General features: G+C 72.5%; 18 protein-coding genes. 10 read left to right on the top strand and 8 right to left on the bottom strand.

Annotated elements, in window-relative coordinates; all coding sequences use genetic code 11:
* Positions 1-571: 571 nt before the first annotated feature.
* The 4 genes from GFH48_RS19155 to GFH48_RS19140 all read right to left on the bottom strand — a co-directional run bounded on the left by GFH48_RS19155 (position 572) and on the right by GFH48_RS19140 (position 5,941).
* Positions 572-1,222 carry a hypothetical protein gene (locus GFH48_RS19155; protein WP_153289426.1) on the bottom strand — a complete coding sequence of 217 codons (651 nt, stop codon included), beginning with the start codon at positions 1,220-1,222 and terminating at the stop codon, positions 572-574.
* Positions 1,223-1,288: 66 nt separating this feature from the next.
* Positions 1,289-3,757, bottom strand: a complete 2,469-nt coding sequence (locus tag GFH48_RS19150; RefSeq protein ID WP_153289425.1) for a dolichyl-phosphate beta-glucosyltransferase — start codon at positions 3,755-3,757, stop codon at positions 1,289-1,291.
* The gene (locus tag GFH48_RS19145) at positions 3,754-4,452 is read right to left on the bottom strand and encodes a GntR family transcriptional regulator (protein WP_153289424.1); all 699 of its coding nucleotides are present in this window, start codon (positions 4,450-4,452) and stop codon (positions 3,754-3,756) included. Before GFH48_RS19145 ends, GFH48_RS19150 begins: the two co-directional genes overlap by 4 nt.
* A 133-nt stretch (positions 4,453-4,585) precedes the next feature.
* Positions 4,586-5,941 carry an aspartate aminotransferase family protein gene (locus tag GFH48_RS19140; RefSeq protein ID WP_153289423.1) on the bottom strand — a complete coding sequence of 452 codons (1,356 nt, stop codon included), beginning with the start codon at positions 5,939-5,941 and terminating at the stop codon, positions 4,586-4,588.
* 313 nt (positions 5,942-6,254) lie between these two features.
* On the opposite strand from GFH48_RS19140, the gene GFH48_RS19135 reads away from it, so the two are divergent.
* Both GFH48_RS19135 and GFH48_RS19130 read left to right on the top strand, forming a co-directional pair.
* Positions 6,255-8,225: a serine/threonine-protein kinase gene (locus GFH48_RS19135; RefSeq protein WP_153289422.1), complete on the top strand. Its 1,971-nt coding sequence runs from the start codon at positions 6,255-6,257 to the stop codon at positions 8,223-8,225.
* Between the two features lie 151 nt (positions 8,226-8,376).
* A complete protein-coding gene (locus tag GFH48_RS19130; RefSeq protein WP_153292998.1) occupies positions 8,377-9,921 on the top strand; it encodes a substrate-binding domain-containing protein in 1,545 nt (514 codons plus the stop codon).
* Positions 9,922-10,327: 406 nt separating this feature from the next.
* Here GFH48_RS19130 and GFH48_RS19125 read toward each other — a convergent pair whose 3' ends face one another.
* On the bottom strand, positions 10,328-11,068 hold the full coding sequence (locus tag GFH48_RS19125) for an SLATT domain-containing protein (protein ID WP_153289421.1): 741 nt from the start codon (positions 11,066-11,068) through the stop codon (positions 10,328-10,330).
* A gap of 335 nt (positions 11,069-11,403) precedes the next feature.
* Between GFH48_RS19125 and GFH48_RS19120 the strand changes: the two genes are divergently transcribed.
* The 7 genes from GFH48_RS19120 to GFH48_RS19090 all read left to right on the top strand — a co-directional run bounded on the left by GFH48_RS19120 (position 11,404) and on the right by GFH48_RS19090 (position 18,197).
* Complete coding sequence (locus GFH48_RS19120; protein ID WP_153289420.1) at positions 11,404-11,751, top strand: YbaB/EbfC family nucleoid-associated protein; 348 nt, start codon at positions 11,404-11,406, stop codon at positions 11,749-11,751.
* Positions 11,752-11,809: 58 nt separating this feature from the next.
* Positions 11,810-12,409, top strand: coding sequence for a recombination mediator RecR (gene recR / locus GFH48_RS19115; protein WP_055518210.1), 600 nt, complete (start codon positions 11,810-11,812; stop codon positions 12,407-12,409).
* Positions 12,402-13,061 carry a DUF5063 domain-containing protein gene (locus GFH48_RS19110; RefSeq protein WP_153289419.1) on the top strand — a complete coding sequence of 220 codons (660 nt, stop codon included), beginning with the start codon at positions 12,402-12,404 and terminating at the stop codon, positions 13,059-13,061. The genes recR and GFH48_RS19110 overlap by 8 nt, the downstream gene beginning before the upstream one ends.
* Before the next feature lie 459 nt (positions 13,062-13,520).
* Complete coding sequence (locus GFH48_RS19105) at positions 13,521-14,798, top strand: aspartate kinase (protein WP_153289418.1); 1,278 nt, start codon at positions 13,521-13,523, stop codon at positions 14,796-14,798.
* Positions 14,798-15,931 carry an aspartate-semialdehyde dehydrogenase gene (locus GFH48_RS19100; RefSeq protein WP_153289417.1) on the top strand — a complete coding sequence of 378 codons (1,134 nt, stop codon included), beginning with the start codon at positions 14,798-14,800 and terminating at the stop codon, positions 15,929-15,931. Before GFH48_RS19105 ends, GFH48_RS19100 begins: the two co-directional genes overlap by 1 nt.
* A 464-nt stretch (positions 15,932-16,395) precedes the next feature.
* On the top strand, positions 16,396-17,067 hold the full coding sequence (locus tag GFH48_RS19095) for a SigE family RNA polymerase sigma factor (protein ID WP_153289416.1): 672 nt from the start codon (positions 16,396-16,398) through the stop codon (positions 17,065-17,067).
* A gap of 83 nt (positions 17,068-17,150) precedes the next feature.
* Positions 17,151-18,197: a hypothetical protein gene (locus tag GFH48_RS19090; protein ID WP_322746992.1), complete on the top strand. Its 1,047-nt coding sequence runs from the start codon at positions 17,151-17,153 to the stop codon at positions 18,195-18,197.
* A gap of 102 nt (positions 18,198-18,299) precedes the next feature.
* On the opposite strand, the gene GFH48_RS19085 is transcribed toward GFH48_RS19090, so the two are convergent.
* Positions 18,300-19,166 carry an SURF1 family protein gene (locus GFH48_RS19085; protein ID WP_153289415.1) on the bottom strand — a complete coding sequence of 289 codons (867 nt, stop codon included), beginning with the start codon at positions 19,164-19,166 and terminating at the stop codon, positions 18,300-18,302.
* A gap of 176 nt (positions 19,167-19,342) precedes the next feature.
* Between GFH48_RS19085 and GFH48_RS19080 the strand changes: the two genes are divergently transcribed.
* On the top strand, positions 19,343-21,217 hold the full coding sequence (locus GFH48_RS19080) for a S9 family peptidase (RefSeq protein ID WP_153289414.1): 1,875 nt from the start codon (positions 19,343-19,345) through the stop codon (positions 21,215-21,217).
* A gap of 189 nt (positions 21,218-21,406) precedes the next feature.
* Here the strand turns inward: GFH48_RS19080 and GFH48_RS19075 are convergent, their stop codons facing one another.
* Together GFH48_RS19075 and GFH48_RS19070 are read right to left on the bottom strand one after the other, a co-directional pair.
* On the bottom strand, positions 21,407-23,356 hold the full coding sequence (locus GFH48_RS19075) for an NAD(P)-binding protein (RefSeq protein WP_153292996.1): 1,950 nt from the start codon (positions 23,354-23,356) through the stop codon (positions 21,407-21,409).
* Between the two features lie 328 nt (positions 23,357-23,684).
* Entirely contained in the window at positions 23,685-24,659 is a 975-nt protein-coding gene (locus tag GFH48_RS19070; RefSeq protein WP_153289413.1) for a hypothetical protein, read from the bottom strand.
* Positions 24,660-24,661: the final 2 nt, after the last annotated feature.

Here is a 24,661-nt window from a genome sequence, read left to right as displayed (position 1 = left end):
TCACCACTCGAGCCGCGCAACCGGCGCGGGTCCCGGCGCCGCCCGCCGGACGCCCCGATACCGCTCCGGACCGGGTCCAACGGCTCTGACCTGCTACTTCATCGTGGGCCATCCGTCACGTCCCACGCCGGTCCCGGTCCAGACACAACCCGATCGGTCGCAACACGACTGCGCGCGGCCGGTGACCCGCCGACCGGTTCCGCCCGGCCCGGGACCGCCTCGTCAGGGGGGAACGGAGCACCGTCAGGACGGCCCGGCGAGGACCCCGCCCGTGCGCGGGAGACACCAGGGGCGCTTGCGGCATCCCGGGCGGTAGGGGTATCCGGGCGGGGCCGAGCCGAGCCCAGCCGGTCCGAGCCGGCCCGCGTAGGGGCCGCACGACACGGTGGGGTGCCCGGGTACCGATGCCGGCCTGTGCCGGGCCGCACGGACACGGCGGGGCGGCCGGGCGAGGGCGCGGTGGATGTGCGCGGGCGCCTGGCCGAGGGGTACGGGGCGCCGGGCCGAGGGGTACGGAGGCGGCCGCCGGGGTGGGGCACGTGGAGCGGGCCCACCCCGGCGGGGGCGCGCCTCAGCTGAAGATGATCATCGAGCCCTGGGCGAGGCTCCGGGTCGCCGCCGCGTGCAGACCCAGCCAGACGTGCCGCTCACGGGCGAACGGGCTCGCGTCGTACGGGGCGGGGGCGGCCGGCTCCTCCAGCTCCGTGGGGGCCGGCGGCGGCTGCGGCGCGGCCGGCGGATTGGCCGGGTCGATGCCGATCGAGGGGGCCACGAACTCGAGCTCGCGCAGCAGTGCCTGGGAGGAACCCAGCGGGCCGCCCCCGGCGAGGAGCTCGTCGTTGGCGAGTGGATGCGGGAAGTCGACGGGCACGTACGCGCCCGCGTGGTCGTAGTGCCAGACGAGGTGCGACTGCTGGGCGTTGGTCTGGAACATCTCCAGCAACTGCTCGTAGTCGCCGCCCAGTTCGTCCACCGGGGTGACCGCGAGACCGCACATCTGGAGCAGATACGCCCGGCGCAGGAAGTGCAGGGCGTCGTAGTCGAAGCCCGCGACCGGGGCGACGTCGCCGGACAGCCCCGGCATGTAGGCGTACACGGGGACCGGCGGGAGCCCGGCCTCGCCCAGCACCTTGTCGTACAGCGCCAGTTCCTCGGCGAACGGGTTGTCGGGGGTGTGGCACAGCACGTCGACGAGCGGGACAAGCCACAGGTCACAGGCCAACAGACGGCTCCTCTAGCTCCTGGGGAAGCACGGTGGTCAGGGAAGCGTAATGCGTGGGGCCCGTCCTCAGTCCCCCTCGTGCAGATCCCATACCCAGACCCCGTGCACCCACGTGCCGGGGTGACCCACCAGCTGGTCCACGGCCTCCCGCAGCTCGTTCTGGTGGTCCTGGGGGACCAGCACCAGCGCGCCCGCCTTCCAGTACGCGAAATCGGCGCGGGCCTGCGCCCGCCAGTTCTCGCCGATCACGGGGACCTTGCCGGAGTACCGCACGTCGCGCAGCATGTTGGACGTGTAGCGGGGCGAGGCGCCGTAGATGCCGATGTGGTCGGGTCCGTAGGGGCCGTTGAAATACCCGCCGGGCAGCGGGAAGCCGAGGCCCGCCGCCGTCTGCCAGTGCAGCGCCTGCGCGTCGCCCGGGTCCGGCAGGGGCACCGGCACCAGGGACTCGCCCCTGGCCGTGTCGACGTACGCCCGCCACGTTCCGTCGGTGAAGAAGGCGGGGGTCGGCGCCCGGTCGACCGTCTTCAGGGGCGCCGGGACGAGGGGGAGCAGCGCGGCGGCGACGGCCAGCGCGCCGAAGTACTGGGTGGCGGGGCGGCGGGCGCTCATCAGCCGCTCGATCGCGATCGCCACCAGCATCCCCAGCGCGGGCGCGCAGATCATCGCGACCCGTCCCTCGATGACGGACTCGAAGAGGGGTTTGCCGGACAGCAGCGCCCAGGGGCCGGGCAGGACCGTGCCGGTCGTCGGGATGCGGAACTTCGGGCCCAGTGAGAGCATCGCCGCGGCCACCGCCGTGAAGGCGAGGGCCTTGACGAGCGCCCGCTCCCAGAGCCGTACGGCGACCGCGAAGGCGAACACGGCCAGCGGCCATCCGTAGAAGGCGTTCTGCTCGGTGGGGTTCAGGGAGAGCGCGCCCGCGCTCTGGGCGTTCCCGGCGAGCAGCGAGCGCTCGGCGAAGGAGAGGAGCGCGAGCGGGCTGTTGCCCGCGTTGTCGCCGTGGAGCACGCTCTTGTAGCTCTGCGGTCCCGCGAACTGCCAGTACAGCGGGAACGCGACGATCGGCAGGCACACGGCCCCCGCCACCGCCAGCCCGTTCAGCAGCGGACGCCACGCCGCTCTGGCGGTATCGCGCCGGACGAGCCCGTAGCCGAGGGCGAAGAGCGCCATGCCCATCGAAGCGAGCAGCAGGGGTTCCTCGCCGAGGAAGATCTGGTACGTCGCCATCAGCCCGAGCACGATCCCGTCCCGGACGACCCGCGTGCCGGCGCACAGACGCAGCGCGCGGTCGATGATCAGCGGGACCATGAACAGGATCACGAAGTTGGGGTGCGCGTTGGCGTGGCTGATCATCGGGGGGGCGAAGGCGGCCAGCGCGGCGCCGACGAACGCCGCGCCCCGGTGGCCCACGACCCGCTTGGCGATCAGCCGGTACCAGGCGGCGCCGGTGGCGGCCAGCCCCAGCGTCATGACGAGGCCGAGCGCGACCGCCGGGCCGAAGAGCAGGGTGATCGGCGCGAAGGGCACGGACAGGCCCAGCATGACCGTGTTGGCCATGAGGTTCACGCCGTCCGGGAAGCCCTGGAGGGTGGTGAAGAGCGGGTTGTGGAGATGGCGGACGTTGTCCGCGGTGACCGCGAGGAACCACTCCCACTGGTTCTGGTCCTGGAGCGAGTCGGGGAGGTAGCGGCCGTTCGGGTCCGCCCAGCGGCCGGAGTAGAGGGCGACCGCCATGAGGAGGAAGAGCGAGACCGCGAGGAGGTCCGCGGGGCGGACGGAGCGGACCTTGAGCAGGGCCAGTTCGGCGAGGACGCGGCCGTAGTCGAGGGGCCGTACCTTCGAGCCGGGCTGGTGGGACCAGCGGACCGGGACCTCCGCCACCGGCCAGCCCGAGCGGCGGAAGTGCTGGAGCACCTCCACGTCGATGCCCCAGCCGTTGAGCCGTGACGCCCCGAACGCCTCCCGTGCCCGCTCCCCGTCGAAGAGCTTGAAGCCGCACTGGGTGTCGCGTATGCCCGGCACCGCGACGCTGCGTATCAGGAAGTTCCCGGCCCGGCCGAGCAGCTCGCGCAGCCGGTGCTGGTGCGTGTCTATCGTGGCGCCGGGCGTGGCCCGCGATCCGATCGCGGCCGAGTGGCCCTCGCCGAGCGCCTTGTCGAGCAGTTCCAGTTCCTCGATCGGCGCGGCCAGGTCGGCGTCCGTGACGAGGACGCGGCGGCCGTTCGAGGCGAGGACGCCCAGGCGCAGGGCGTTGCCCTTGCCGCGGTTGCGGGGGCTGGTGACGAGCTGGACGCGGGGTTCGCGGGCGCGGACGGCGTCGACGACGTCCTTGGTGCCGTCGGTGGAGCCGTCGTCCACGACGATCAGTTCCCACCTGCCGAAACGGCTCTCGCCGTCGCGCAGGTACGTGATGATCGCGTCGAGCGTCGGGGCGAGCCGCCGCTCCTCGTTGTAGGCGGGGACGACGACCGTCAGGTCGATGGCAGGGGCCGGCATGTCCTCTATGACGTCCGTGGTGTGCGGCGCGCTCATTCGGCGGCCAGACGTTCGATGAGGGCCAGGGAGTGCGCGTTGTACTCGGTGACGATCGCGTGCGCCGCGCGCGGGTCGCGCCGCGCGAGCGCGTCCACCAGTTCCGTGTGCCCCGACCAGAGGTAGCCCCTCAGGTCGTCCACCCGGCGGAGGTGCTGCACCGTGCACACCCAGGACTGGACGCGCAGGCGGTGGAGGAAGTCGGCCAGGTAGGCGTTGCCGAAGAGGGCGCTCAGTTCGCGCCAGAAGCGGAGGTCGTAGCCGATGAGGATGTTCAGGTCGCCCGCGACGGCGGCGCGCTGGGCCTCCTCGCCGCGGCGGCGGACGCCCGCGAGGGCGGCGAGGACGCGGGGGTCGTCGGCCCGTTTCATGCCGTCGCCCTCGATGAGGTTGTGGAACATGCCGTCCGTGACGAGGCTGCGGGCTTCGATCATGCCGCGGAAGTCGGCCGGCGAGTACTCGTGCACGCGGAAGCCGCGGTGCTGGTCCGCGTCCAGCAGTCCCTGCGCCGACAGGTCGACGAGGGCCTCGCGGACCGGGGTCGCGGAGACGCCGTACTGCTCGGCGATCTCCTTCACCGTGAACTCCTGCCCCGGCTGGAGGCGGCCTGCGAGCACCTCGTCGCGGAGCGCGTCGGCGATCTGCTGCCGCAGGGTGCTGCGGGTTACGGCGCCAGTGCCGCCGGTGCCGGGCATGGTGTGTCGCTTCCCCCATCGCGTAAGGGTGCACGTGCGTGCGCTCGTGGTTCTCCTATGAGCACGTCACCTTACGCGGTGGGGTTCCAGCAAGGGTTTCCTCGCCCCGGCGGGGGCGAGAGGAGGTTCCGGGTCAGACGGTGTGTTCGTCGGCTATGGACAGGGCCATGTCCAGCACCGCGAGTCCCTCCTTCGCCTCGGCCTCCGTGACGTTGCACGGCGGCACGACATGGGTGCGGTTCATGTTGATGAAGGGCCACAGACCGTGGGCCTTCGCGGTCGCCCCGAACGCGGCCATCGGCGCGTTGTCCGTCCCGGCCGCGTTGTACGGCACCAGCGGCTCCCGGGTCTCCCGGTCCTTGACCAGTTCGAGGGCCCAGAAGACCCCCGTACCGCGCACCTCGCCGACACTGGGATGCCGCTCGGCGAGCTCCCGCAGGCCGGGGCCGAGCACGGTCTCACCGATCCGCGCGGCCTGCTCGACGATGCCCTCCTCCTCCATCACGTTGATCGTGGCGACGGCCGCCGCACAGGCCAGCGGATGCCCGGAGTACGTGAGCCCCCCGGGATAGGGCCGGCGCGCGAAGGTCTCCGCGATCGCCGACGAGATGGCCACCCCGCCCAGCGGCACGTACCCGGAGTTCACGCCCTTCGCGAAGGTCATCAGGTCCGGCGTCACCTCGTAGTGATCGGCGGCGAACCACTTCCCGGTCCGCCCGAACCCGGCCATGACCTCGTCCAGGACGAAGACGATCCCGTACCGGTCGCAGATCTCCCGCACCCCGGTGAGGTAGCCGGGCGGCGGCGTCATGATGCCCGCGGTGCCGGGGATCGTCTCCAGGATGACGGCCGCGATGGTGCCCGGCCCCTCGAAGGCGATCGTGTCCTCCAGGTGCTGGAGCGCCCGCTCGCACTCCTGCCGCTCGTTCTCCGCGTGGAACGGGGAGCGGTAGAGGAACGGCGCCCAGAAGTGGACGACGCCGGCCGCGCCGATGTCGTTCGGCCAGCGCCTCGGGTCACCGGTGAGGTTGATCGCGGTGGAGGTGGCCCCGTGGTACGAGCGGTACGCGGAGAGGATCTTCGGGCGCCCGGTGTGCAGCCGTGCCATCCGCGTCGCGTTCTCGACGGCCTCGGCGCCGCCGTTGGTGAAGAAGATCTTGTCCAGGTCGCCCGGGGTCCGCTCGGCGATCAGCCGGGCGGCCTCCGACCGCGCCTCGACGGCGAAGGCGGGCGCGAACGTCGTCAGCGTGGCGGCCTGCTCCTGGATCGCGGCGACGACCTTCGGGTGCTGGTAGCCGATGTTGGTGAAGACGAGCCCGCTGGTGAAGTCCAGATACCGCTTGCCGTCGTAGTCCCAGAAGTACGACCCCTCCGCGCCGGCGACGGCGAGCGGGTCGATGAGCTCCTGCGCGGACCAGGAGTGGAACACGTGCGCGCGGTCCGCGGCCTTCACTGCGGCGCCGACCTGGGGGTTGGGCTGAGGGGTCATGCGCCGAAGCGTAGGTGGCCGCGGAGCGGACGCGATATCGGCGTCCTGTCTGTGGTCCGGGGCTTTCCGCGACAGTCTGTCGGGCGTGGGGGCCCGGAGGGGGAGGGGGACGGGCGGAGGAGGCCGACGCGGAGGCGGTGGGGTGGGTGGGACGGGTGGTGGAGCGGCTCCCGGCGTGCCCGGCGGCCTCGCGACGGCCGTCACGGAAACGCCAGACGCTGTTACGGAACCGTAGACACCACCCCACCCGCCTCCCCGTACGGCCGCACTATCCTCGGGCTGTTGCACACGTACGGGGGGAAGGCGCGCGACGATGGAGAAGCTGGGGGGCGGGGACCCGCGTCAGATCGGGGTGTACCGGCTGATGGCGCGGCTCGGTGCCGGCGGGATGGGGAACGTCTATCTCGCGCGCTCCGACCGCGGACGGACCGTCGCGGTGAAGCTGGTACGCGAGGAACTGGCCGAGCAGGAGGAGTTCCGGGCCCGCTTCCGGCAGGAGGTGCAGGCCGCGCGCCGGGTCGGCGGGTACTGGACCGCGCCCGTGCTGGACGCGGACACGGAAGCCGAGATCCCGTGGGTCGCGACCGGTTACGTGGCCGGGCCCAGCCTCCAGACCGTCGTCGGCCACGACCACGGCGCGCTTCCGGAGCGTTCCGTGCGCATCCTCGCGGCCGGCCTCGCGCACGCCCTGAAGGACATCCACGCGGCGGGACTCATCCACCGCGACCTCAAGCCCTCCAACGTGCTCGTGACGATCGACGGCCCGCGCGTCATCGACTTCGGGATCGCGCGTGCCCTGGAGACCGTCACCGACGGCGGCCTCACCCGCACCGGCGCGCTCGTCGGCTCCCCCGGCTTCATGGCGCCCGAGCAGGTCCGCGGCGACCGTGTCACGCCCGCGTGCGACATCTTCTGCCTGGGCTCGGTCCTGTCGTACGCGGCCACGGGCGTGCTGCCCTTCGGGGCGACGAGCAGCGGGGTGCACGCGATGATGTTCCGCATCGCGCAGGAGGACCCGGACCTGGAGGGCGTACCGGAGGGGCTCGCCGACCTCGTACGGCGCTGTCTGCGCAAGGATCCCGCGGCGCGGCCCTCGCTCGGCGAGATCCTGGAGCGGACCGGCGCGGAGGACACCGTGTCGGGCGGGCGGTCCCGTGACCCGTGGCTGCCGAGCGCGCTGGTCGCCCAGCTGGGGCGGCACGCGGTGCGGTTGCTGGACACGGAGAACCCGGACTCGGCGCCCGCCGCGCTCCCGCCGGCCCCGGAACCGGCTCAGGACCCGGCCGCCGTCCCGCCCCTGCATCTCTCCAAGCAGGCCGCCGCACCCGGCGCGTCCGCCGCACCTGCCGCCCCCGCCGAACCTGCCCCCGCCGAACCTGCCGCCGCCGCCCCCGGCGCGGCGCCGGTTCCCGAGGTCTCCCCGGAGCACGCCGCCACTCCGCCGCCGGGGCAGCCGGGCTCCTCGGACCACCTCCCCACGATGATCGGGGGCTTCCACGGGACGCCCTCGCCGGCCGCACCGCCGGCGCCGCACCCCGCGTACGGCTATCCGCAGCAGCACCCCAGCCCCTCGGGGCCGCCCGCGTACGGCTATCCCCAGGGCGGCTGGGGCACTCCGCCGGGCTCCTACGGCTCGACGACGCCCTACGGCCCCGGCGGAGGTCCGGTCCCCGGTCTCGTGGAGCCCCCGCGCCGCAGCGGCCGTTCCACCGCCGCGCTGATCGTGGTGGCGCTGGTCGTCGCGCTGGGCGCGGGCGGTTCCGTGTACGCCCTGATGCGGGGCGGCGGCAGCGGCGGCGACGACTCCAAGGGGAGGAACCCGGCCACCACCGCGCCCACGACGCCGGGCCCGACGGCGTCCGGACCGTCCGGCTCCGCCACCACCTCCGCACCCGCCGAGCCGTCCGCCTCGGCGTCGGCACCGGGCGGGACGGTCCCGGAGGCGTTCCTCGGCACCTGGGACGCCTCCATCGACAACGCGACGGGGCACAACACGCGCCGGCTCACCATCCGGCAGGGCGAGGTCGGCGACATGGTCCTCTCGCTCACCGCGGACGGCCCGCTCGGCAGCGGCGCGTACCACTGCGTCTTCCAGGCCGGGCTGACCGCCGCCCCGACGGCCGGCGGTCCGCTGCGGATCGGTCCCTCCCAGGTCCTCTCCGGCGAACCGCTCTCCTCCTGCGCCCCGGGCGCCGCCTCCGAGGTGACCCTGCTGCCCGACGGCGGTCTGCGCCGGGTGAACTCGGACTCGGGCGACGCCCTGACCTACACGAAGAGCGGCTGACGGACGCCCCGGCGAGCGGCTGAACACCGGGACGGCCGGCGTCGGCGGCAACCGGCTGGAAGGCCGCTGAGACTTCATCCGGCGTACGCCGTGCGTTCTCGCTCCAAGCCGTACGGTGACCCCACCGTTGGGCTCGGGGGAGTGGCTCGCGATGGAGTGGCTGAGCGCAGAGAACATAGTGGCCGTCGGGACCGCCGTGATCGGTGTCGTCGCCTCCGCCGTGATGGTCTGGTACGAACGCCGGGTGCCGCGGCGCAAGCGGATCGGGTACCGGGTGCAGATGGACAACCCGGTGGGCGACGACGTGCGTTCGGGGCGGGCCAACGTCCGGCTCGGGCTGTTCGACGAGGCGCCGGGCATGGCGGACGCCACGCTGGTGCTGCTGCGGATCGAGAACGACGGCTCGCAGAGCATCGCGGGGGACGACTACACGAGCCGTGAACGGCACGGTCTGACCGCGGTGTTCACCGACCGGGTCATCCGGGGCGTGTCCGTCACCCAGCCGCCCGGCACCGACCACCTCATGGACCACTTCACCCCGGCCGCGGGGCTCAGCTACGAGGGCGGCACCCTGCGCATCCCGCGCGTCCCGCTCAACCGGGGCGAGCACTTCAAGCTGCTCGTGCTGCTGTCGGGCGGTGACGTGGGGCGGCGGATACGGCTCATCGGCGGCCTGCGGGACGGCGAGGTCAGCCCCAACCGCAGCACGACGCCGGACGATCAGCCGCCGCTGTTCAGCCGCGCGGCCCGGACGATCACCGTGCTGCTGACGGTGTGCGTCGTGACCCTCGCGCTGATCGTCGTGCTGCGGGACGACTCGCCGCCGCCGATCGGCTGCGAGAAGGGCACCCTGACGGTCACCGGCTCGACCGCCTTCGCGCCCGTCATGAGCGAGCTGGCCAAGAAGTACGAGCGGGACTGCGCGGGCTCCGACATCGTGGTCGACGCGCACGGAAGCACGGCCGGGGTGCGCGAGCTCGCGGCCGCGGGGGCCAAGGCCAGGAACGGCTCACCGCCCGTCGTGGCGCTCTCCGACGGGCCGAAGCCGAGCGGGTTCCCGCAGCTGCGGGAGAACCGGGTCGCGGTCTCGGTCTTCGCGCTGGTCGTCAACGACGACATCCCGCTGCGCGGCCTCACGCTGGACGACGTACGCCGTCTCTACCGCGGCGAGATCCGCGACTGGAAGCAGCTGGGCGGCCCCGACCGGCCGGTGCTCCTCGTCAGCCGGGACGCCAACTCCGGCACCCGGCAGGTCTTCCAGCACCGGGTGCTGGGACGCGGCGAGATCGCGAACTCCTCGCTCGACTGTGTGCACAAGGACGACGCGACGGCCCCCGTCGTGCGCTGCGAACTCGACTCCACCGACCAGGTGCTGAGCACCGTGGCGGGGCTCCCCGGCGCGATCGGGTACAGCGAGCTGAACCTCGCGCTGACCCTCGCGAACGGCCACAAGGGCCTGCACCTGCTCACCCTCGGCGGCCACACCGCCTCCGTGGAGGAACTGGAGCGCGGCTCCGGCGACTACCCGTACCGCGAGATCGAGTACGCCTACACCTACGGCCAGCCGCCCGCCGACTCCCTCGCCTCCAGCTTCCTCGCCTACATCAGCCGGGGCAGCGGCCAGGACGTCATCCGCACCCACGGCCACCTGCCGTGCGGCACCCCGGTGGGCCTGAGGATCTGCGGAGCCGACTGACCCCACGGCGCCGCGCTCTTTCAAGGGGCGCGGGGAACTGCGCGCCAAGCCCCCACCGCCCCGCAGCCGACGCACCGCGCCGGGGGCCCTTTCAAGGGGCGGCGGGGAACTGCACGCCCTGCTCCCACAGCCGTGCAGCCGAGACACGGCGCCGCGCCCCTTCAAGGGGCGCGGGGAACTGCGCGCTCAGCCCCCACGGTCGTGCAGCCGACGCACCGCGCCGGGCCCCTTCGAGGGGCGCGGGGAACTGCGCGACAAGCCCCCACCGCCCCGCAGCCGACACAATCCACCGCGAAACCCGGAGCAGCAGCACCCTGAGCTGACCCGATCGACCGAACGAACACCCCCACCTCGCCCCCCGGAGGGCATCGGCCCCGCCCGGAGGGCATCGGCCCCGCCCGGAGGGCTATCGCGGCTCGGGCGGCCGCTGGCGGGGCATGTTCGGCCGGGTGCCCGGGGCCAGCGGGAGGCGCCCGGTCGGACTCCCCTCCGGGCGGGGCGACCCGGCCAGCGACGACTGGATGCCCAACGGTGCCGGTCCCGTCCGGAACTCCACCATCCAGTCCGCGGTTTCGGCCCGGACCAGCTCCGTGACGTCCTCCGAGAACCTGCGCAGGACACCGAGGCACCGCTCCGCCGCCTCACTGGCGGTCCCCTCCGCCGGCCCCAGCACCTCCCGCACGCTCTCGGACGCCCAGTCGAACTGGAGCACCTGGAGGCGTCGCTGCACGGCCTGCGCCGTGGCAACGTCCCTTATCCACCCGGAGGTCACCCCGAAGAACCGGTCACCCGCCACGCACGCCACCCCGAGCAACAGCGCGAGGTACCCCCAGGGAGCCACGCCACCGACCACTCCGGTGAGATCCAGCAGCGGCAACGCGGCTCCGGCCATCGCGCCCACCGCCGCCCCGCCCCGCAGCAGCCGGGCCGCCCACCGCTTCCCGGCCCGGTCCGCGAGGTACCAGGAAGCCGTGTCGAGTGCTCCGCGTTCCACCCACCGGTAGAGCTCGTGGAGCCGATCGGCCGGTTCCCCCCAGTCCCCGAGGGGGAGCGGCCGGCCGGTCAGGTCGCCCGGCCGGGGCCCCGCGGCCCCGTCGCTGCGAGCGTCCTGGGGCGGCCCCTCGGGCTGCATCTCCGGCTGGCTCACCCGGCACTCCCTACTGACGACGGTGATGACGCCGACGACGACGCGGGCCACGACTCCGGCGACGACGGCTCCGACGAAAACTAGTGACGTTGTGTGATGCTGCGTGACGCATGATGCTCAGGCGCCGCCTCTTTCCTACCGCCCAATGGGTGGCGATGGCCCGGTTTTCACCGGTTTTCCGCCCGGAAGAGGGGCTTGGTCAGGTATAGGCGGACGGACGGTGTCACTCGAAAGAGTGCTGGGGCGACCGGCCCGTCGACCACGTAGGCTCGTGCTGAGCGGGAAAACCCCGTCCGGACAGTGGTGCCGATAGCCGTACGACCCAGGAGCTGATCGTGATTCCCGGTGGTGGCCAGCCCAACATGCAGCAGCTGCTCCAGCAGGCCCAGAAGATGCAGCAGGACCTCGCGAACGCGCAGGAGGAACTCGCGCGCACGGAGGTGGAAGGCCGGTCGGGCGGCGGTCTGGTGAAGGCGACGGTGACCGGCTCCGGTGAACTCCGTGCCCTGGTGATCGACCCGAAGGCGGTGGACCCCGAGGACACGGAGACGCTGGCCGACCTGGTCGTCGCGGCGGTCCAGGCGGCGAACGAGAACGCGCAGGCACTCCAGCAGCAGAAGCTCGGCCCTCTCGCCCAGGGCCTCGGCGGTGGCGGCAGCGGCATCCCGGGTCTGCCCTTCTAAGACCGGCGGCGGCCAACTACCGTACGTACTGAACGAATCCAGGAAGGGCGGCAGTCCGTTGTACGAAGGCGTGGTCCAGGACCTCATCGACGAGTTGGGGCGGCTGCCCGGCGTCGGTCCCAAGAGCGCGCAGCGGATCGCCTTCCACATCCTGCAGGCCGAGCCGACGGACGTCCGCCGGCTCGCGCAGTGCCTCATGGAGGTCAAGGCGAAGGTCCGCTTCTGCGCGACCTGCGGCAACGTGGCACAGGAAGAGCTGTGCAACATCTGCCGCGACCCGCGCCGCGACCTCTCGGTGATCTGCGTGGTGGAGGAGCCGAAGGACGTCGTCGCGGTCGAGCGGACGCGTGAGTTCCGCGGGAAGTACCACGTGCTCGGCGGCGCGATCAGCCCGATCGAGGGCGTCGGCCCTGACGACCTGCGGATAAGGGAACTCCTCGCCCGCCTCGCCGACGGCGTGGTCACGGAGCTCATCCTGGCCACCGACCCGAACCTGGAGGGCGAGGCCACGGCCACGTATCTCGCCCGCATGATCAAGCCCATGGGCCTCAGGGTCACCCGCCTGGCCAGCGGCCTCCCGGTGGGTGGCGACCTGGAATACGCGGACGAGGTCACACTCGGCCGCGCCTTCGAGGGGAGACGACTCCTAGATGTCTGACGCCACACTGCACGCCACCAGTCAGGACCCCGACGACTTCGTGGTCCAGATCGCGGACCAGGTGGAGAGCTTCCTGGTCGCCGTCACCGAGGTGGCCAAGGGCGACGAGCCGGACTCGGCGATCCCCTTCCTCCTCCTGGAGATCTCCCAACTCCTCCTGGCCGGCGGTCGCCTGGGCGCGCACGAGGACATCGTCCCCGACGAGCCCTACGAGCCCGACCTCGGCCCGGAACCGGACGTCGACGAGCTGCGTGAGCGGCTGGCCGTGATGCTGGAACCGGTCGACGTCTACTCCGAGGTCTTCGACCCGTACGAGCCCCGCAAGGCCCCGGTGGCCTGCCGGATCTCGGACGACTTCGCCGACGTCATCACGGACCTGCGCCACGGCATGGCCCACTACCGCGCGGGACGCACCAGCGAGGCACTGTGGTGGTGGCAGTTCTCGTACTTCTCGAACTGGGGCTCCACCGCCTCGGCCGCGCTGCGCGCCCTGCAGTCCCTGGTCGCCCACGTCCGGCTGAACCAGCCCCTGGACGACCTGAACGGCCTGGACACCGACCAGGACATCGGCGAGGAGATCCTCGCGGAGGAGGCCGGCCGGGTGATGGCGGAGGAGATCGGGGGCCCGCTGGGCCTGGGGACGCCCACATAGCTCGGGGGCACACCGGCCGCACGGGCGCGCACCGGTCGCAGTGACGCGCACTGGTCGCAGTGACGCGCACTGGTCGCACCGGCCTATCTGGCGTGCACCGTGCGTTCCGGAGCGCAGCGTGCACTCCCGGCGCACCGGGCACTCCGGTGCCGGGGATGCGCCCGGCGTGCGCTTCCCGCTGTCTGTCCCGTCCTCCTGTCTTCCTCGCCGGCGCCCTGGTCACGGCCGTCTCGTGTGACTAGGGGCACTTTCCGGAGTGGCGGAGCCCGGACGCGGGCAGATGCCGCTCGGAGCGGCCGGAGGATCCCTGACGGCCTCGGTCGACCTGACGGTCCGCAGTGATCACGTCGTGAGCGGGACATCTCACGATGTGATACTTCGGAAGGGAAATCCGGCCGCTCGTTAAACTGAGCCGACCGCAAGTGTGCGGTGCAGAGACAGATGGAGCGAGGAGCGCACGTGGGCCTTGTCGTGCAGAAGTACGGAGGCTCCTCCGTAGCCGATGCCGAGGGCATCAAGCGCGTCGCCAAGCGAATCGTGGAAGCGAAGAAGAACGGCCACCAGGTGGTCGTGGTCGTTTCCGCGATGGGCGACACGACGGACGAGCTGATCGATCTCGCCGAGCAGGTGTCTCCGATGCCCAGCGGGCGAGAGTTCGACATGCTGCTGACCGCGGGTGAGCGGATCTCCATGGCCCTGCTGGCGATGGCGATCAAGAACCTGGGCCACAGCGCCCAGTCGTTCACCGGCAGCCAGGCCGGTGTCATCACCGACTCGGTCCACAACAAAGCGCGGATCATCGACGTCACGCCCGGCCGTATCCGGACGGCCCTCGACGAGGGCAACATCGCCATCGTCGCCGGGTTCCAGGGCGTCTCGCAGGACAAGAAGGACATCACCACGCTCGGGCGCGGTGGTTCCGACACGACGGCCGTCGCGCTCGCCGCGGCGCTCGACGCCGAGGTCTGCGAGATCTACACCGACGTGGACGGCGTGTTCACCGCCGACCCGCGCGTGGTGAAGAAGGCGAAGAAGATCGACTGGATCGCCTTCGAGGACATGCTGGAGCTCGCCGCCTCCGGCTCCAAGGTGCTGCTCCACCGCTGTGTGGAGTACGCCCGCCGCTACAACATCCCGATCCACGTGCGCTCGTCCTTCAGCGGGCTCCAGGGCACCTGGGTCAGCAACGCACCGATCCAGCAAGGGGACCAGAAGGTGGAGCAGGCCATCATCTCCGGTGTCGCTCACGACACCTCCGAGGCCAAGGTCACGGTCGTCGGTGTCCCGGACAAGCCGGGCGAGGCCGCCTCGATCTTCCGGGCCATCGCGGACGCCGAGATCAACATCGACATGGTCGTGCAGAACGTGTCCGCCGCCTCCACGGGCCTCACGGACATCTCCTTCACCCTTCCCAAGACCGAGGGCCGCAAGGCCATCGACGCCCTGGAGAAGGCCAGGACCGTGATCGGCTACGACTCGCTGCGCTACGACGACCAGATCGGCAAGATCTCGCTGGTCGGCGCGGGCATGAAGACGAACCCGGGTGTCACGGCCGGCTTCTTCGAGGCGCTCAGCGACGCCGGGGTCAACATCGAACTGATCTCGACCTCCGAGATCCGTATCTCGGTCGTCACCCGCGCGGACGACGTCCCCGAGGCCGTGCGCGCCGTGCACACCGCCTTCGGGCTCGACTCCGACAGCGACGAGGCCGTTGTCTACGGAGGCACTGGCCGCTGATGGCCGAATGGACCGGGCGACCGGCTGAACACTTCTCCGGTCACCCCGGTCACCCCGGACGCCTCGGACGTCCGACGCTCGCGGTCGTGGGCGCGACCGGGGCCGTCGGCGGCGTCATGCTCCAGATCCTGTCCCAGCACGCGGACATCTGGGGCGAGATCCGTCTGCTCGCCTCCCCGCGCTCGGCCGGCCGCAAGCTGGCTGTGCGCGGCGAGGAGGTCGAGGTGGCGGCGCTGAGCGAGGCCGCCTTCGACGGGGTCGACGTCGCGATGTTCGACGTACCCGACGAGGTGGCGGCGCACTGGGCGCCGATCGCCGCCGCCAAGGGTGTGATCGTGGTGGACAACTCGGGCGCCTTCCGGATGGACCCGGACGTGCCCCTGGTCGTCCCCGAGGTCAATCCGCACACCGCCCGGATGCGTCCGCGCGGGATCATCGCCAACCCGAACTGCACCACTCTTTCCATGATCGTGGCGCTCGGCGCGCTGCACGCCGAGTTCGGGCTGCGCGAGCTGGTGGTCTCCAGCTACCAGGCGGTGAGCGGTGCCGGGCGCGCCGGCGTCGAGACCCTGCGCCAGCAGCTGTCCCTGGTCGCCGGTACGGAACTGGGGACCAGCCCCGGTGACGTACGCCGTGCGGTGGGGGACAACACCGGCCCGTTCCCGGAGCCGGTGGCCCTGAACGTCGTACCGTGGGCCGGGTCGCTGCGCGAGGACGGCTGGTCCTCGGAGGAGATGAAGGTGCGGGACGAGTCCCGCAAGATCCTGGGGCTGCCCCGCCTGCCCGTGGCCGTGACCTGCGTCCGCGTCCCGGTCGTCACCACGCACTCCCTCACCGTCCACGCCCGCTTCGAGGACAGGGTCACGGTGGCGAAGGCGCGGGAGATCCTGGCCACCGCGCCCGGGGTCGTCCTGTTCGACGATCCGGCCGCCGGGGAGTTCCCCACTCCCGCCGACGTCGTGGGCACCGACCCGACCTGGGTCGGCCGTGTCCGGCGGGCGCTCGACGATCCGACCGCCCTCGAACTCTTCGTCTGCGGCGACAACCTCCGCAAGGGAGCCGCGCTCAACACGGCGCAGATCGCGGAGCTGGTGGCGGCGGAGTTGGCGGCCCGCCCCCCGGGCAGGGCGTGACCCGCGCGGCGGGTTTCCCGGCCGCGGCCGGGGGCCGCGAAAAATCTCCTGGTCATCCCCGGATTCGTTTGTAGGATCTGTGCGAGTCCTGTGGCCGGAATAATGGTCCGGACCACTTGAACGAGACCCACCCGGCGTTCGAAGATTTCCCTCCCCGTTCTCCGCAACCACGCGGAGGGCGGGGAGCGTCTTTGCGTTAGCCCTGCGCGGGTGGTCCGGGGGCGGCAGGGTAAATGGGGCATAGGGGATGAGCTTTTACGCATGAGGGCTTTCAGTGCACTTTCAGGCGCGCTGCCGGGCGCGTCGTCGGGGGTTCCGGCAGGTGTTCCGGCGGGCGTCGCGATGTGCGTGAGAGTGGGCGTCGCCGTCCGCGCGCGGGTGGGGGTTTCGGCCGAAGTGATGGCTGAAGCGAATGTGATGCCCGTCGCGTACAACCCTGAAGGGGGGACGTGTGTCCAACTGGCGTGGCAGAGGTACTCGAATTCACCGCGGTACAGACGAGGGGCACGGCCCTGCGTCCACCCCGCCGACTCCGCAGCCCCGGCGCGTCCGGCGGCATGCCGGTGATCGCGCCCATGCCCGCAGCGCGGCCCGCCCGCATACCGAGCCAGCGCGACGGCGCTGAGGACAGCAGCACGGCCGCAGGCACGACGGTCGACCATCTGACCGAGACCTACCGCGCCCACTACCGGTCGCTCCTGGGTCTCGCGGCGCTCCTGCTCGACGACACCGCCTCGTGCGAGGACGTCGTCCAGGAGGCCTTCATCCGGGTGCACTCGGCGCGCAAGCGCGTCCGCGACCCGGAGAAGACGCTCGCCTATCTGCGTCAGACCGTCGTCAACCTCTCGCGGTCGGCCCTGCGCCGGCGCATCCTCGGCCTCAAGCTCCTCTCGAAGCCGATGCCCGACATGGCGAGCGCCGAGGAGGGCGCCTACGACCTGTTGGAGCGCGACGCGCTGAAGAAGGCGATGAAGGGCCTGCAGCGCCGCCAGCGCGAGGTTCTCGTACTGCGCTACTTCGCGGACATGACCGAGGCCCAGGTCGCCGAGACCCTCGGCATATCGCTCGGCTCGGTCAAGGCGTACGGCTCGCGCGGCATCGCGGCGCTCCGTGTGGCCATGGAGGCCCCGGCATGAGCGGGCACGAGAACGCGCGGCGCCGTGACGAGGAACGGCGCCCGGAGCACGAGCACAGGCAATCGCACGCTGGGAACGGAACTGTGAACCACGGCCCCGACGGACAGCCCGACGAACTGGGCCCGGACGGCCTGGGTCCCGAAAGCCTCGGCGCGGACGAACTGGCGCTGCGCCGGCTGCTGCACCAGGCGGTCGAGGAGATCGAACCCTCCGACGGCACGCTGGAGCATCTGCGCCGCGCGGTGCCCGCCCGGAGGGCCCGCAAGCGCCAGGCCCTGGTGGGCATGGCCGCCGCCGCGCTGTTCATCGGTACGGCCGTCCCGGCCCTGGTGCACGTCTCGAACGCCTCCGGGTCGAACGCCGACCCGTCCATCGCGGGCAACAGTTCGCAGGCCCAGGGCGGCACCAGCCAGGGCAAGAACCCGGACGGCGGCGAAAGCACCGCGGGCGGCGGCTCCGGCACGTCCAAGAACCACGGCAAGCACGGCCGGACGGGAGCCCCCGACAAGGGCAAGGGGACGAGCACCGGGGCGGCCACCGGAGGCCCCGGTCCGTCGGCCTCGGCACCCGCCGCGCCCGCGTGCACGGCCGCCCAGCTCGGCGGCGCCACCAGCACGGTGGGCGTCCCGGACTCGGCCGGCGCGGTCTACGGCTCCTTCAGCGTCTCGAACGTCTCCGGCACCAGCTGCACGGTCAGCGGCGGGGGCGCGGTCAGCACGCTGGCTCAGGGTGCGGCGGACGCGTCCAAGATCGGCGTGGTGACCCATGTGACGGGCGACGCGGCCACCGGCCTGCCCGACCCCTCCACGGAGGTCGCCTCGCTGGTGCTGCAGCCGAGTGTCTCGTACGTCGTGAAGTTCGCCTGGGTGCCCTCGGAGACCTGCCCGACCACCGGTGGGGGCGAGCCCTCGCCGGACCCCAGTTCCACGGAGGGCGCGGCCACGGGCGGCGGCACCGGCACGGACACCAGCGGCACGGGCACCTCGGCCCAGTTCCTCACGGAGGACGGCGTGGCCGACGGCAGCGTCACCGTCTCCTACGCGGCGGACACGGGTGCGAGCGCCTCGACGACGGTGTCCGGCGCGTGCGCGGGCACGGTGTACCGGACGGGGATACTGGCGGCGTCCTGAACCCGGGCGGGCCCGGGACCGGGGCGGCTACGGGTCCGGGGTCCGGAATCGACGGGTCCGGGATCTACGGGACCGGGGTCCGGGAATCGACGGGTCCGGGATCTACGGGACCGGGGTCCCGGCGGCGTCCCGGGCCGGATTCTCGTCGGGGCTTCCGTCCCGCTCGTGCTCCGGGTCCCGCTCACGGTCCCGTTCGTGGTCCGTTCCCTCGGAGGGGACCAGACCGAGCTCCGCGTCCCGCGCGAACTCGGCCTCGCGGCGCAGCAGCCGGAACCACATGAAGACGACGAAGCCCGCGAAGACGAACCACTCACCGGTGTAGCCGAGGTTCTGGAACGCCTTGAGGTCCAGGCCGGTGCCCTGCGGCGCGGTCGCGGGCACCGCCGTCATCCCGCTGTCGGCCTTCGCGAGGGTGATCCAGGCGTCGTAGACCTTGTACGGCACCAGGTTCACCAGTGACGCCGAGCTGATCGCGCCGGTCTGCCCCTCGGGAAGCCCGCCGGCGGCGCTCACCCCGTTCGCCCCCGGGCTCTCGGAGACCTGCAGCGCGCCCGTCACGGTCACCTCGCCGGCCGGGACGGCCGGTGCCTTCGCGGAATCCGCGGTACCGGGCAGCCAGCCCCGGACGACGGGCAGCGCCTGGCCGCCGTCGGTCCGCAGCAGCGTCAGCACGTAGTACCCGTTCCTGCCGTCCAGTTCGCGGTCCGGCACCAGCAGCTGCTTGCCGTACCGGCCGGTGGCGACCGCCTGCTTGCCGGACGTGTTCTTGTCGACGGGCAGCAGCTCGCGCAGCGGCCGGGCCGGGTCCGTCTTCGCGGCCGCGGCCTGCTCACCGGCGTCGCGCTGGTCCTGGACCCGAGCCTCGAACCGGCTCAACTGCCATGACCCCATGAAGACGCAGAAGGGGATGGCCAACAGCACGAAGACGTTGATCCCCCACCAGCGGGGCGTCAGCAGGAACCGGTACACGACCTCAAAGGTACGGTGCCGCCGCGCGCGGCCGGGCTCCGGGGCCGGTCCCCCGTCCGCTCCCGCCCGTCCGGCACCGGTCGCCGGCCGGGACGGGCGGAGGGTTGCGGACGGAGTTGTCCACAGGCTGGGGACCTCGTCGGCGCGAACGCGGGCGGGCCAGGCACTATGGGGCCATGACTGAGAGCAACGGGTCCGTCGAGCAGCAGCAGGCGGCCATGCCCGACTGGGAGAAGCGCTTCAGGGCACCGAAGGTGTCGCTGCCGGACTGGGCGGAGGACGCCCCGCACCGCTCGCTGTTCGTCTCCAACGCGACGGGAACCTACGAGCTGTACACGTGGGACCGCGAGACGGGCGAGCAGCGCCAGATCACCGACAGGGCGAACGGTACGACGGACGGGGTGCTCTCCCCGGACGGCGAATGGATCTGGTGGTTCGACGACAAGGACGGTGACGAGTTCGGCATCTGGCGCCGCCGCCGTTTCGCCGCGGACGGCTCCGCGGACGGCTCCGCGGACGCCGCTTCCACAGCCGCGACCGCCGGTGCCGCGGGCGTGGACGAGCCCGCGGCACCGGGACTGGAGCCCTCCTACCCCGGGGGACTCGCCATCGGCCGGGACGGGCGGACGGCGGTCGTGGGCCGCTCGACGGACGAGGAGGGGTCGACGATCCACCTGGTCCGGTCCGGCGAGGAACCCGTGGAGATCTACCGCCACCGGGAGTCGGCCGGCGTCGGCGACCTCTCCCACGACGGCTCCCTGATCGCCGTGGAGCACACCGAGCACGGCGACGCGATGCACTCGGCCCTGCGGGTGCTGCGCCCGGACGGTTCGACGGTCGCCGAGCTCGACGACAGCAAGGGCGGCACGGTCGAGCTGGGCCTGGAGGTGCTGGGCTTCGCCCCGGTCGACGGGGACACCCGGCTGCTCATCGGGCATCAGCGGCGCGGCCGTTGGGAGCCGCTGGTGTGGGACGTCGCGACGGGCGAGGAGACGGACCTGTCCCTCGACCTGCCCGGCGACGTGGGCGCCGAGTGGTATCCGGACGGTTCGGCGTTGCTGATCGCGCACGGCTTCGAGGCCCGCAGTGACCTGTGGCGCTACGACCTGGCGTCCGCCGAGCTGGTCCGCGTGCCCACCCCCGCGGGCACGGTGTCCGGAGCGACGGCCCGCCCGGACGGCAGCGTGGAGTACCTGTGGTCGTCGGCGGCCGAACCGTCGTCGGTGCGTTCGACGGCCGGCGGGGTCGTCCTCGATCCCCCCGGCCTGAAGTCCCCGGGTTCGGTCCCGGTGGAGGACGTCTGGGTGGAGGGCCCCGGCGGCAGGGTGCACGCGCTGATCCAGAAGCCGGCGGGGACGACGGGGCCGCTGCCCACCGTCTTCGACATCCACGGCGGCCCGACCTGGCACGACAGCGATTCCTTCGCCGCGGGCCCGGCGGCCTGGGTGGACCACGGGTACGCGGTGGTGCGGGTCAACTACCGGGGTTCCACCGGGTACGGACGGGAGTGGACGGACGCCCTCAAGCACCGGGTCGGCCTCATCGAGCTGGAGGACATCGCGGCGGTCCGCGAGTGGGCGGTGACGTCCGGACTCGCCGACCCGGAGCGGCTGATCCTCACCGGCGGGTCCTGGGGCGGCTACCTCACGCTGCTGGGGCTCGGCACCCAGCCGGACGCCTGGACCCTCGGCATCGCCGCCGTCCCGGTCGCGGACTACGTCACGGCGTACCACGACGAGATGGAGGCGCTGAAGGCCATGGACCGCACCCTGCTGGGCGGCACCCCGGAGGAGGTCCCCGAGCGCTTCGAGGCGTCCTCACCCCTGACGTACGTCGACGCCGTCAAGGCCCCCGTCTACATCTCGGCCGGCGTGAACGACCCCCGCTGCCCCATCCGCCAGGTCGAGAACTACGTCGACCGTCTCGCCTCCCGAGGTGCCGTCCACGAGGTCTACCGCTACGACGCCGGCCACGGCTCCCTGGTCGTCGGCGAACGCATCAAACAGGTCCACCTGGAACTGAACTTCGCCCGGACCCACCTTCCGCACTGACAGGACACTCCCGGACAGCGGACCCACCGGGCTCCAGGGGCGGAGCCCCGGTGGGATCCGGGGCGGAGCCCCAGGGGGACGGGACGGGCAGGGGCGGCGCCCCCTGCACACCGCCTGGGGCCCTCCCGTTCCCCTTGGAGCCCAGCCCCTTGGAGCCGTGCCCTTTGGAGCCCTGCCCCGCCCGGAGGGCTACGGCTCGGACCGCTCCCGGGCCCGCCGCCCCAGCAACTCCGCGAGCCCCCGCCGAGTGGCCGCCAGCACCACCCGATCCTCCGCCCGCAGCACATAGGAGGAGGGAAGATCCCAGACGAGCCCGCTCGGCGCCCGCCGCGTCACCCCGCCGCCCGCCACTCCGCCCGCCGGATCCCCGCGCCGTCCCCCGACCCCCGTCTCCAGCGCGAGCACCCGCCACGACCCCGCCCGGAACGCCTCTCCCACGGTCCGTCCCTCCAACTGCGCGTGCCCGCCCACCTCGATGGCCGCGAACAGCAGCACCCGCCGTTCGACCGGGATCGCCCCGAGGATCTGCCGCCCCATCATCGCCCCGGCGAACGCGGGCGCGGCCAGGTGCGACACACTGCGGCTGCGCGTGAGGGCCTGCGGATGCGCGGCCCGCAGGGTCCGGTACACGGCGGTCGCGAAGTCGTCGTCGTACAGCCGCAGCACCACCCGCAGATCGGGCCGCACCGTACGGGCGTACAGGGCCGCCTCCAGATTCGTGGTGTCCGCGCTGGTCAGCGCGAGCAACGCGTGCGCCCGATGGATCTTCGCGGCCTCCAGCACACCTTCCTGGGTCACATCGCCGAGCACCACCGGCACCCGAAGCCGCCGCGCCATCGCCAGCCCCCGCGCCTCGGGGTCGGCCTCCACGCACACCACGGGAATGTTCAGCTCCCGCAGGCGCGCGAGCACCCGCGTACCGATCTTGCCGACGCCGAGCAGCACCACGTGCCCGGACAGCCCCCGCGGCGGCTTGCGCAACGCGGACCCGCTGCGGAACGTACCCAGCGCCTCCAGCACGGCGGCGAGCAGCACCGGAAGCAGCAGCAGCCCGACGAGCCCGGAGAAGAGCTGGAGGACCTGCCGCCCGGCCGGTTGCCCGATGGCGGGATTGTTGATGGCGAAGAGGTCGAGCAGTGTCAGATAGGTCGCCTGGAGCGGCTGCTCCCTGGTGACGGCCATCGAGGCGATCGCCAGTCCGATCACGCACCCCACCAGCCCGGCGAACGACCAGCGCAGCCGACGCGACAGCAGTGAGGCGAAGGGCAGGACGCTGCGCCCGCCGGACACCGCAGGACCGGTGTAGGACACGGTCTCCAGGACGACGGTCCCGCGCCCGGTCGCGGCGGCCACCGCCCGTTCGTCGGGCAGCAGTCGGGGCCCCTGCGGACCGCTGCTCTCGGAACCGTCGGCCCCGGCCGGGTCGTTGGTCGTGGCGGACAGCAGCGCGAGCGTGCACAGACCGGGGTCGGCGACCTCGCCGGGTCCCGGCGGGGGCCGTTCCACGGCCCGCAGCATCAGCCCGTCCGTCTGGACGACCTTGCTGGTGCCGGCGACGGCGGTGGCGGCGAGGGCGGGCGCGGCGGTGTCGGCGTCGGACAGCACGGTGGTGGACGCGTCGAACCCGCCGCCGCCGGCGCCGCCCGCACCGCCGCCGGCGGTGCCGTCGTCCATCCCGGCGGTGGCCAACGCCGAAGCCTGGTCCAGGAGTTCCTTGATGTGCTCGCCGAGACGCCGGTTGTAGAGCCGGATGACGAGCCGCAGCCGCGGGTTGAGACGGCGCGCGGTGAGCGCTGCCCGGATGTTGGTCTCGTCGTCGTCATGGACGAGCGCGAGGGCGGCGGCCCGTTCGACGCCCGCCTCGGCGAGTACGGCCTCGGTGAGTTCGGTGGCCTCCAACACCCTTTCGGAGCCCGGTGGTTCGGCCGTACGGCCGGGCGGCGTGTCACCGTTCCCGGCGGCCCGGGTCACCGCCGCGGAGACCCGGTCGAACAGGGTCGAGCCCCGGGCCCGTCCGACCACCGGCGGACGTACGCGGCGCTGTGCGGGCGGTACGACGAGGGTCACCCGCTCGCCGTAGACACCGCGCAGTTCCGCGGCGAGCCGGTGCGCCAGGGCGTCGTCCCCGGCCACCACCATGTGCGCGGCGGTCTCGGTCGACGGACTTTGGTACGGAAGGGTCGCCACAAGGGAGAAGAGTGCCGCACGGCGACGCCTGGTTCCATACGGCCGCCCGCCACGAGGAGCCTCAGCCCGAGCGGCTCGATCTCGCCCCCGAGGCGCGGCGACACCCTCCGTCGTGGGCGCGGCCTTCTCGCGGGCGGCATCCCTGCGCCCCGCAGTCCCGCGCGCGGCCTTCCCGCGCCGCGCTGTCCCGCGCCCCGCTTCCCACGTGCGGCGGTCTTGCGTGCCGTCACGGAGGTGCTCTTCGACGGCGTGGTCGCGCAGGGACGGCCGGGCGGCGGACTCAGTGCGCCGCGGGTCTCTTCGCCCAGTCGCGCGTGATGTCGGCGACCGCGGCCGCCGCCCGTTCGGCGGGCCGCCCGCCGGCGCGGGCCGTGGGGGAGAACTCGACGTGCAGGAAAGCCACATGGTCGTCGTCGGCGACCCGGCCCTGCATGTTCGTCAGGCCTTCCAGCGGACAGGACCGTACCCACGCCCGGCAGACCCGGAAGCCGTGCGTGCCCAGGGTGTCCGCCAGGTCCCGGCCATCCTGCCGGCCCGCCGAGCCGGCGCCGGTGGAGGTGACGACGTCGTAGCCGGGTGCGGAGGCGGTGGCGAAGCCGTGCAGCTGGATCCCGGGCATGCCGCGACGGGCCAGCTCGGCGCAGATGGCGTGGAAGACCGTGTCCCGGCGGTGCGCCACATCGGCGGAATTACCGACTCCGGCTTTGCGATGTGCTCCAGCAATCACCAGGACTCCGCCGGGGGAGCCGCGTAGGACCCGTACTCCGAGCTGCTCCGTACCCCGGTCGAAGACCGGGTGCGGGACCTGCACGGACCAGTTCGGACGGTGGTCCAGATCTATGTAGACGCGGCCCCAGCCACGGGGTGTCACGGCGCTGTCGGTGCGGTCGGCCACCTCGGCGTAGCGATGGCCGGAGGTCCGGTCGACGACGGTGCGCACGGTGAAATCACGTTGCTGAAGTTGCTTTTCCGCCTGTTTGCGGTGACCGTCGAGCAACAGGCCGACCCCGGTGACAATGTCCTCGCGGTCGGCCCGGCCGGGTCGCCGATAACCCTGGTCGGGCCCGAACCGGCTGGTGTAGTCCGTGACCGCGCGCATCAGGTCGATCTGCGCGCCGCCCCCCGGAGTCGGCCGGCCCGTGTCGGCCGTGTCGTCGCGGGTGCTGCGGACCAGCGCGGTGAGGCCACCGGCGAGACCGGCGACAACCAGCAGAATTGTTGCGATCGTTATGACCCGGGACCGATTGGCTCTCATGG

The organism is Streptomyces fagopyri (assembly GCF_009498275.1).
In the GTDB taxonomy this organism is placed as follows: domain Bacteria; phylum Actinomycetota; class Actinomycetes; order Streptomycetales; family Streptomycetaceae; genus Streptomyces; species Streptomyces fagopyri.
Note: the sequence above shows the minus strand (reverse complement) of the source record. Positions and strands in the feature narration are given on the sequence as shown.